Genomic DNA, 9,258 nt, shown 5'->3' on the forward strand with positions numbered 1-9,258 from the left:
GGCACGAGGACCTCCCGGCGGGTGGTGCGAAGTTTCGTCGACTCACACCACGCCAGGAGGTCCTCCCCATTTCAAGATCATCCAGCTGTGTCGCCGTCACCAACGTCCATGGTCAGTACACCTAGCCGGGGGCCGGGCCCGGCCGCCGCGGAAGGCCGCCGCCGCGAACCCCGCGACGGCCGGGTACGCGACCAGCGCGGCGGTCAGTCGCGGGGGCGGGGCGGTGTGGGGAAATGGTCGGGGGTCCGCAGCCGGGCCCTGATCCAGGCGCCTGCGGGACGCAGCGAGGCGGTGCCCGCGAACGGGCCGTCCGGGCAGGTCCCGGCGCGGAACACCGACACGTCGCTGTAGTTCCAGTTCACCCAGCTGATCTTCTTGCGCGCCATCAGGTCGAGGTACCGCCCGGCCCGGCCGAAGTCGTCGCCCACGCCCTCGGGGTCGGTGGTGCCGAACTCGCTGACGAACACCGGGATGCGGTCGGCCGCGCGGGACAGGGCGTCCAGGTACCGGCGTCCGTGGCCGCCGGCGTAGAAGTGGAACGTGTACATGATGTTGTCCGCGCGGACGGGAGCGTTGACGATCTCCCGTTCGTCGGAGTTCTCCGAGACGCCGAGCGAGGACCAGCCGCGCGTCCCGACCAGGATCGGCGCGCGGGGGTCGTGCCGCCGGATCACCGGCACCAGCCGCTCGGCGTAGTCGCGCACGCGCGCCCAGGGCACCAGGTACGGCTCGTTGACGATCTCGTACAGCACGTTCCCCCGCGCCGCGTGCCGGCGTGCGATCTCGGTGAAGAACGTCGCGGCCCGCCCGAGGTCGCGGTGCGGATCTTCCGGGCCGAGCAGGTGCCAGTCGACGATCGCGTACATGCCGCGGGCGGCGGTCTGCGCGATGAGGCGGTGGACCCGGTCGGTGATCCGGCGGGGGTCGCTGGCGTAGCCGCCCTCGCGCACGTACACCGGCAGCCGGAGGACGTCCGCCCTCCAGTCGCGGGCCAGCGCCTGCAGCGAGCGGCCGGTGAGGCAGTCCCGGTACCACTGCAGGCCGTGCGCGCTCATTCCGCGCAGTTGGACGGGGGCGCCGTGCTCGTTGCACAGCCGGGTGCCGCAGACCCGGAGTCTTCCGTTGACGGCGACCGGGCTGCCGGCGGGCGGCCCGCGTTCCGGCCACGCCCCGCCGGACCGCAGGGCGGCGGGCGGCGGGACGAACCCCGAGGGGAGGCCGCCCGCACCGGGTCGCGGGCCCGCCCCCGGCCCGGACGCCGAGACCGGCAGCAGGATGACGAAGGCCGCGCCGAGCGCGCCCACCGCGCGCCACGCGCCCCGCCCGGCGACGCCGCACGGGGGACGGCGGTCCCTGTGGTCACCCAAGCCGACTCCGCCCTACTCTTCTCGGCCCCCTTTTTGGGTGCTTCCTATTCACCATTAGAACCTGCACCGAAAATGATTGCCAGGGCGCGACCCCGTGTTGAACGCCGCCGCCCCGCCCCGTTGGGTTCACGCGGGGCGGGGCGGGGCGGCGGGCGGGGGCGCGTCAGCCCTACGCGGGACGGGACGGACGGCCGTCGGTCCACTCGGACTTGATGATGACCTCGTAGTGCTCCACCGTGCCCGGCCGGTAGACGGCGGGGTCCTGCGGGCCGCGCCGCACCACGGTCGACACCGTCGCCAGCAGCGCACCGGTGCCGGGGTCGAAGATCGCGCGCTCCATCGAGGTCCCCCCGCCGGTCGCCGACGCGGTGCGGGGCGCCTCAAGCGCCACGCCCGGCCGCCCGATCGGGTCGGTGACCCAACCCACCGCGCGCACGCCCGGGGTGTCGGCGAGCATCCTGATGAAGGCCGCCCACACCTTCGGCGGCAGCGGGAGGTCGGACACCGCCAGGGTCGCCTGGACGATCTTCTGGCCGGGCCCGGTCGGCAGCCTGGAGTCGCGCCTGCCCCGCGGCGAGTCCTCGGCCGGCGTCAGCAGCTTCTCCAGCTCCTCTGGATCGGTGGGCAGGTTCCGCAGCTCCTCCGCCGTCAGCGACCGCCCGGTGAACGGCAGGACGTAGCGGTCGGAGTTCTCGTTCCGGTCGCCGCGGTCCTCCTTCCACGGGGTGGGCGCGGTGCGGTAGAGGTCCGGCAGCGCCCTGCGGTCCTGGTGGTAGGGGAACGTGCGCGGCGATCCGGCCCGCTTCCACAGCGCCTCGTCCCGGGCCGTCTGCGGCCGTGCCCCCAGGTCGCGCGTCCACACCGCCGACTCGTCGGCCCGGTCGCGGGCCCGCCACTGCCAGGTCTCGTCGCACGGCTGGACGATGTAGTCGCCCGTCTCGGCCTCGACCGGTTCGGCGTGGCAGTCGCGGACGTGCGTCACCAGGTACCGGCCGTCGGCCTGCCGCTCGGCCTGGACGGCCGCGGCGAGCACCATCTCCCGCGGGCCGGGGGCGCTCCGCCCGCCCGGCGCGGCGCCGCCGGAGCCGACGGCCGCGACGGCGACGGAGGCCGCCGCCCCGGCCGCGACCAGGCAGAGCCCGATGCCGAGCGGGCGGCGCCCCCGGAGCCGCCCGCTCCAGCGCCCGGCCCGGCGCCCGCGCCGGCGCCCGCTCTGGTGCGCGGGCTCCCGGCCCCCCGTGCGCGCCAGCTCCAGCAGGCCCTCCCGGCCGGCGGCGGCGACCCGCGGCGAGGGGCCGCCTTCGTCGAGCAGGGCGGCGACCAGCGACGTGTCGTCCCGCATGTCATCCATGGGAGTTCTCCTCCGCGTGCGTGGGATCGGTCCCGCCCAGTGCCTCCCGCAGCTTGCGTCGAGCCCGGTTCATCCGCGATCCGACGGTCCCCGGGGGGATCTCCAGCGCCTGCGCGACCTCCTCGTAGCGCAGCCCGCCCACTGCGACGAGCAGCAGCACGTCCCGGTCGCCGTCGGACAGCCCGGCGAGCGCCCTGGCCAGCTGCGGTCGGACGCCCTCGGCGGCCACCCTCGCGGCCACCCGGGCCTCGTGCCCGTCGGCGCGCGACTCCGGGGCGACGCGGGCCAGCGCGGCGTAGCGGCGGCCCTCGTCACGCCGGTACCGGCCGACCAGGTTGGTGGCCATCCCGTACAGCCAGGGCCGCACGGCCCCGCGCGCCGGGTCGAACCGGTCGCGCTTGCGGAACGCGGCGTAGAACGTCTCGGCGGCGATGTCGTCGGCGGCGTCCCTGCCGAGACGGGCCGCGACGTAGCGGTAGATCTCCGGGAAGTACCGGTCGTAGATCACGGCGAATCGTTCGGGCTCATGCCAGGACTGCTCGATCACTGCGGCGTCATCGGTCGCGACGTCCGGTGGAGCGGTCATCCGTGGCTCCATTCCAATTTCCGGCCTTTCGCGGCGAACGGCGGTCACCGGTTACTCCGCCGAACCCGGAGTTCTTCTTCACGGGCGCTGCGCGCCCGCCGGGCGTCCGCCGGATCAGCCGAGGTGCGGCGACTCGTCCGTCCAGCCGGAGTCGAGCACCGCATGGCGTTCGACGACCGATCCGGGCCGCACGCCCGGGAACCGCCCGCCCTCGGTGACGACCACGTACTGCCTGCCGAGCACCCGGTAGGTGCCGGGCTCTAGGAGGAGCTGGACGTCAAAGGTGCCGCTCGCGCCGCCGATCGTCCTGCCGCGCCCGACCAGCGCGATCCCCTCGCGGCCGCGCATGTCCCGCACCCCCCGGGCCAGGCGGATGTCCGGCTGGTCGGCCAGCAGCCGGAACACCGCCGCCCTGAGCTCGGGCGAGGCCGCATGCGTCAGGAACTCGTAGCCGGCGAGCAGGCGGTTGGCGGCGTCGGGAGCGGGGGCCCTGCCGCCCGTCGCCGCCCGCTCGGCGTCCCAGGGGAACAGCAGCCGCTCCAGCCCGCCCGGCCGCGACGCCATCCGCTCACGCTCGACCCAGGGCTCGGTGTCGCACCGTTCACCGCCCGCCCGCTCGCACTGCCGCCTGCGCTCCTGCGCCGTCTGGCGGTACGTCTCCCAGCGGCCGGGGCCGGACATGGTCAGGGTGATGGCGCGCGTATCGTCGGCGGTGCGCACCCGCCATGTGCGCGGCGACCCGGCCCGGCGCCACGCCGCCCTGTCCGCCTCGGTCGCCGGTCCCACGCCCAGCGAGCGGCGGTAGGTCACGTGGTCGTCCGACGCCGAACGCGGCACCCAGTCGACGGCCTCCGACGAACGCGCGACGACGTAGGAGCCGGCCCCCGAGCCCACGGCGTAGACGGCGCCGTCGGTCACCGTCCGGATACGCCAATAGCGCCCCGCCGGTTCCCGCTCCGCCTTCTCCGCGGCGGCCAGCAGCACCGCGCGCGCCGACGAGGGCGCCGCCGTACCGGACGGCTCGCCGGGACCTCGCGGCGCCGTCCCGGACGCCAGCCCGACGGCCACGGCGGTCGCCGCCGCGACGGCTCCCACCACCAGCGGCAGCGCCAGGCGCGGACGCGGCACCACGAGGCGCCGCGCCTGGCGGCGCGGCGAGGCGATCTCCTGCTCCAGCAGCGCGCGGCCCCGCGCCACCGAACGCTCCGACGGCGGCTCGTCCAGCAGCGCGCCGATCATCCGCAGTTCGTCCATCGTCACAGTCCTTCCTGGTCGAGGGTGTCGCCGAGGGCGGCGCGCAGCTTGCGGCGCGCCCGGTTGAGCCGGGAGCCGACGGTGCCGTACGGGATGCCGAGCGCCGCCGCGATCTCCTCGTGGCCGAGCCGGCTCAGCGCCGCCAGCAGCACCACGTCGCGTTCCTTGGCCGACAGGGCGGCGAGCGCGCTCGCCAGCCGGGGCTGCATCCCCTCGGCCGTCACCCACGTCACGACGCGGTCTTCGTGCCCGGCCGCCTCGCGCTCGGCGCCGACCCTGGCCAGCGCCCGGTAGCGGCGGGTCTCGGCCCGCCGGTGCTGGGCGACCAGCCGGGTGGCGATGCCGAACAGCCAGGACCGCACGCTGCCCCGCGTGGCGTCGAAGCGCTCGCGCCGCCGGAAGGCGACCAGGAAGGTCTCGGCCGCCACGTCGTCGGCCGCCTGCGCCCCGAGCCGTCCGGCGACGTAGCGGTAGACGGCCTCGGCGTGGCGGTCGTACAGGACGGTGAATTGGTCGGGATCGTGCAGGGACGCGGCGATGGCCGAGGAGTCGTCCGCGTCCGGATCGTGACGCGCCGCGCCCGGCGAGTCGCCGCCGGACGGTGGCGCGTCCACCGATTGGGTCATGGGGGAGAACCTTTCGGGATGAAGTGACCGGCTGTCACCCCTACTCCGCCGCACCTCCGGATCGCTTTCGCTCGCGGACGCCTTCACCGGGAGGGACGCGGATCAGCGGACGTTGTACGCCCTGATGATCTGCTGGTCGATGGCGCTGCCGCCGGCGTCCTCGGCGGCGACCCGCACCGACACCGCCTGGCCCGCGGCGGCCTTGGGCATCGTCCCGGAGAACCTGCCGCCGCCCAGGTCCTTCACCGGGGCGCGCCGCCAGGTCTCGCCGTCGTCCAGCGACGTCCACAGGCGCAGCCCGGTGACCTCGGCCGTTCCGGTGCCCGCCACCCGCGCGACGGTGAACGTGGCGGGGCCGCCCGTCGGCCGGTTGTGCAGGTCGAGGCCGAGGTCGTAGTCGACGGTCAGCAGCGGGACCGGCACGCCGGAGTGGTCCTCGGGCGCGGCGGAACGGAACCGCCACGTGGTGGACGTCCGCGTGGACACCGGGGTGAACTTCGAGGCGTCGTTGTCGTAGCGGATCTCGTACGTCGCCGCCCGCGCGGGCACCTCGAACCGGCCGGCCGCCCCGGCGGTCTCACCGATCTTGCGGCCGTCCGCGGTGACGGTGAGGCGGCGGGTCAGCGGGTCGTTGCCGTCCTCGTCCCAGTAACCGCAGTCGAAGCCGTCGGGACGCGTCTGCAGGTCGACGAAGGCGACGTTCAGCGCGCCGCGCGTGCGGGCCACCGGCCACCGGATGCACTCGCTCGGCGAGACGGCGGTGGCGGAGACGGGCCCGGGGCGCAGGGGCTGGCGGCCCCACGTCCGCGTCGTGCAGCCGTTCGGCTCGCGCCGCAGCAGCGGAAGCTGGTCCACCCACCCGTTCAGCGCGTCGAAGGACGCCAAGTCCACCCACTGGACGCCGCGACCGGCGGAGACGAAGTCGGTGCGCGTCGTCCCGGGGGTCACCGGGCCGCTCGCCTCGAAGCTGAGGAAGCCCTCGGGGGTCACCCCGTAGCGTTTCTCGCTCATCGGCGCCTGGGTGTCCCCGTTGAACGCGGCGAACCGCTGGTCGACGCGGGCCAAGCGCGCGCGGGACGCGGGCGTCACCACGTGCACGGGGTCGTCGGGCACCCGGTCGCCCATCGGCTCCAGCAGGTCGTACACCTCTCCCGGCGCGGTCAGCCGGTAGAGGCCGTAGGGGCGGAACTCACCGGTCTGCGCGGTGCCGGTCGGCTGGACGTACACCTTCTCCTTCTGCGGCGCCCACGTGTAGACGGCCTCGCCCCACACCGCCTGCCGGTTGCTGCGCACCTGTATAGATCCGGCCATGGCGGTCTCGGTCGCACGGTCGGTGACCTTGGCGCCCGGCTCCTTGGCGTGTGCCGCGTCGAGGACGACGGTCGTGTCGCGGTCGATGACGACTTCGGGTGTGCAGGCGATGGCGGAGCGGGGGGCGTCCTCGTCGGCGTCGTAGACCGTGCCCATGACGCTGTAGCGGCCCGCGGGCACCCTGATCCGCACCGTACCGTCTTCGCCCGTCGCCGGGTAGTCGGTGAACAGCGCGATGTCGTCCAGGTTCACCACGCTCGCGTACGCGCTCATGTTCCCGTCTTTGGTGCCGGGCAGGGGCGTCGCCTTGACGGTGAGGTCGTAGCTGGGCGGCTCCACGTAGAAGGTGACGGGCGTGCGGATGGCCGTGCCGCCGGACGTGGCGGTCACCTCGGCCGTGTACAGCCCCGGCTCGCCTCCCAGCTTCGCCGCGTCCACCCGCAGGCTCGCGGACGCCTCGCCGCCCGCCGGGACGTCCACCTGGGCGGACGACAGCGACGCGGCGCCGTCCACGGTGTTGCCCTGGCGGTCGGTCACCCGCACGTCAAGGCCGAGCCGTACGGTGCTCGCCGAACGCGACGCCCAGCGCAGGTCGGTCTTGAGGGGGGCGTACCCCGGGTGGGCGGATGTGCCCAGGTGCGGCGCCGCCTGGAGCGAGACGGCGGGCGCGGAGGTGGCGGCGGCGACGTCGAGACGTCCGGCGCCGCGTTCGTATGCATCCCCGTCCACCGGCGAGGCGGAGCCGACCAGGGCGGCCTTCAGCTGGGCGGGCGTCCACTGCGGGTGCTTCTGCAGCAGCAGCGCGGCCGCGCCCGCGACATGGGGCGCCGCCATGGACGTGCCGGACGCCGAGGCGTAGTGCGCGTCCAGGGCGTCGCCCATGGACGTACCGGCGGCACGTGCGGCCATGATGTCGACGCCGGGGGCGACGATCTCCGGCTTGGCCGCGTACCGTCCGGTGCGCGGGCCGCGGCTGGAGAAGTCGGCGAGGCGGTCCCGGCCGTCGACGGCGCCCACGGTGAGCGCGGCGTCGGCGGATCCCGGCGAACCGACCGAGGAGACGGCGCCGGTGTTCCCGGCGGCCGTGACGAACAGGGTGCCGTGCTGATCGGTGAGCCGGTCCAGCGCCTGCGCCAGGGGGTCGGTGCCGTCGGTGGGGTCGCCGCCGAGGCTCATGTTGACGATCTTGGCGCGCGGGACGGCCCACTCCATGCCCGCGATGACGGACGACTCGGTGCCGTAGCCCTCGTCGTCGAGCACCTTGCCGACCAGCAGGCTCGCGTCCGGGGCGACGCCCCGCCGCTCCCCGCCCGCGGCGGCGCCGCTGCCCGCGACGATCGACGCGACGTGCGTGCCGTGCCCGACCCGGTCGACCGCATCAGCGGCCTCGGAGAAGTTCGCAGTCTCTGCGATGCGGCTCTTGAGGTCGGGGTGGGACGCGTCCACACCCGTATCGAGCACAGCTACCTTGACACCACGCCCGGTCACCCCGGACCGCCACGCGGCGGGCGCCCCGATCTGACCCAGGTTCCGGTCAAGCTTCGCGGCCTGCGCCGCCCCCAACGCGAACGAAGCGGAACCCGCACGAACGCCGCGGTCAAGCCGATCGGCCGTGCCGGCAGCCCCGGAGAAGGTCGCACTCTGCGCCACCCCCGGCGCGGATGGGGCGGAGCTTGCGCGGATCCTGCGGTCGAGCCAGATGTGGCGGATGTCGTACGCGGCCTTGGTGCGCATGCCGGGGGCCAGGGACGCGCCGAGACGGGCCGCGTCCTTCTTGGGCTGGCGGGCCGCGACCGCGCCGATGCTCGGCAGGTCGCGGGTCTCCCGCAGCGTCCCGCCGAGCGCCGCGCGCGGCCGTACGCCGCCCTCCCGCTGCACGATCAGCGGCAGCTCGCGGGTGCGGGCGTCGTCGTACCCCTGTTGGATCAGCGTGGTGACGTCGAACAGGTCGGGGTCCAGGACGCGGCCGACCAGCGGGGCCATGTCCGCCGGGGTCACCACCACGTGCCCGTCCGGGCGGTAGGAGGTGCGGAACGCCCGGTTGGTCCTGCCGTCGCCGGGCGTGCTCGTGACCAGCGGCGGACGGCCCTTGACCGTGCGCACCCGGACGACGTCGCCGGTCAGCAGCGTCACCGTCCACGAACGGCCCGCGGGCAGCGCCCCCGCGGCACCCGCGCCGCCGTCCCCTCCCCCGCCGTCGGCGTCCGCGACGCCCGGCGGCGCGGCGACCACACCGCCCACGACGGCCGTGCCGAGCAGCACGCGGCCGATCCGTCTGCCTCTCATGAGGCTCCCTTCTGCGGTCGTCCTCACCCCTGATCGCCCGAACGGGCGCAGGGGCTTCCCGCAGTACTCCGGGAAAGATCAGGTTTCTTACGGGCCGGCGGGAGGAGGCGTCCCGTCCTCGGGGCGGAGGCGGCCTCATCCCGGGTGCGGATTCCCGAACCGGACGGGCGCCGCCGGGAACGGGAATAGGTGGCTCACACGTCCTGTTGATGTGGACGTCAGCAAAGTTGAGTCACCCCGACTCAAGTGATTTGACAATGACCTCCGCCGGGGGCACCCTGGCGAAGCAGAGACGCGAACCCGGCCGCCGCCGCGTACAGGGGGGACGCGACCGGGGGCAACGCAGTTACGACGGAGGACGAGAGACATGGGACGTGCGGTCGGTATCGACCTCGGGACGACCAACTCGGTCGTCGCGATTCTGGAGGGCGGCGAGCCCACCGTCATCGCCAACGCGGAGGGGTCGCGGACCACGCC

At 74.7% G+C, this 9,258-nt stretch carries 7 protein-coding genes; 1 reads left to right on the forward strand and 6 read right to left on the reverse strand.

The window, feature by feature from the left end; translation table 11 throughout:
- Nucleotides 1–203: 203 nt before the first annotated feature.
- From QSK22_RS32860 to QSK22_RS32885, 6 genes are all read right to left on the reverse strand, one after another.
- Entirely contained in the window at nucleotides 204–1,367 is a 1,164-nt protein-coding gene (locus QSK22_RS32860; protein WP_285498393.1) for a glycoside hydrolase family 5 protein, read from the reverse strand.
- Nucleotides 1,368–1,536: 169 nt separating this feature from the next.
- Nucleotides 1,537–2,718: a hypothetical protein gene (locus QSK22_RS32865; protein WP_285498394.1), complete on the reverse strand. Its 1,182-nt coding sequence runs from the start codon at nucleotides 2,716–2,718 to the stop codon at nucleotides 1,537–1,539.
- Entirely contained in the window at nucleotides 2,711–3,304 is a 594-nt protein-coding gene (locus QSK22_RS32870; RefSeq protein WP_285498395.1) for an RNA polymerase sigma factor, read from the reverse strand. The genes QSK22_RS32865 and QSK22_RS32870 overlap by 8 nt, the downstream gene beginning before the upstream one ends.
- Nucleotides 3,305–3,418: 114 nt before the next feature.
- Nucleotides 3,419–4,558 carry a hypothetical protein gene (locus QSK22_RS32875; protein ID WP_285498396.1) on the reverse strand — a complete coding sequence of 380 codons (1,140 nt, stop codon included), beginning with the start codon at nucleotides 4,556–4,558 and terminating at the stop codon, nucleotides 3,419–3,421.
- Between the two features lie 2 nt (nucleotides 4,559–4,560).
- The gene (locus tag QSK22_RS32880; RefSeq protein WP_285498397.1) at nucleotides 4,561–5,184 is read right to left on the reverse strand and encodes an RNA polymerase sigma factor; all 624 of its coding nucleotides are present in this window, start codon (nucleotides 5,182–5,184) and stop codon (nucleotides 4,561–4,563) included.
- A 102-nt stretch (nucleotides 5,185–5,286) separates the two neighbouring features.
- Nucleotides 5,287–8,781: a S8 family serine peptidase gene (locus tag QSK22_RS32885; protein ID WP_285498398.1), complete on the reverse strand. Its 3,495-nt coding sequence runs from the start codon at nucleotides 8,779–8,781 to the stop codon at nucleotides 5,287–5,289.
- A gap of 367 nt (nucleotides 8,782–9,148) precedes the next feature.
- On the opposite strand from QSK22_RS32885, the gene QSK22_RS32890 reads away from it, so the two are divergent.
- Nucleotides 9,149–9,258, forward strand: a 110-nt coding sequence (locus tag QSK22_RS32890) for an Hsp70 family protein (RefSeq protein ID WP_285498254.1), incomplete at its 3' end; no start/stop codon positions are given.

The sequence above is a fragment of the Actinomadura sp. NBRC 104425 genome, from assembly GCF_030269545.1.
Classification (GTDB): Bacteria; Actinomycetota; Actinomycetes; order Streptosporangiales; family Streptosporangiaceae; genus Spirillospora; species Spirillospora keratinilytica.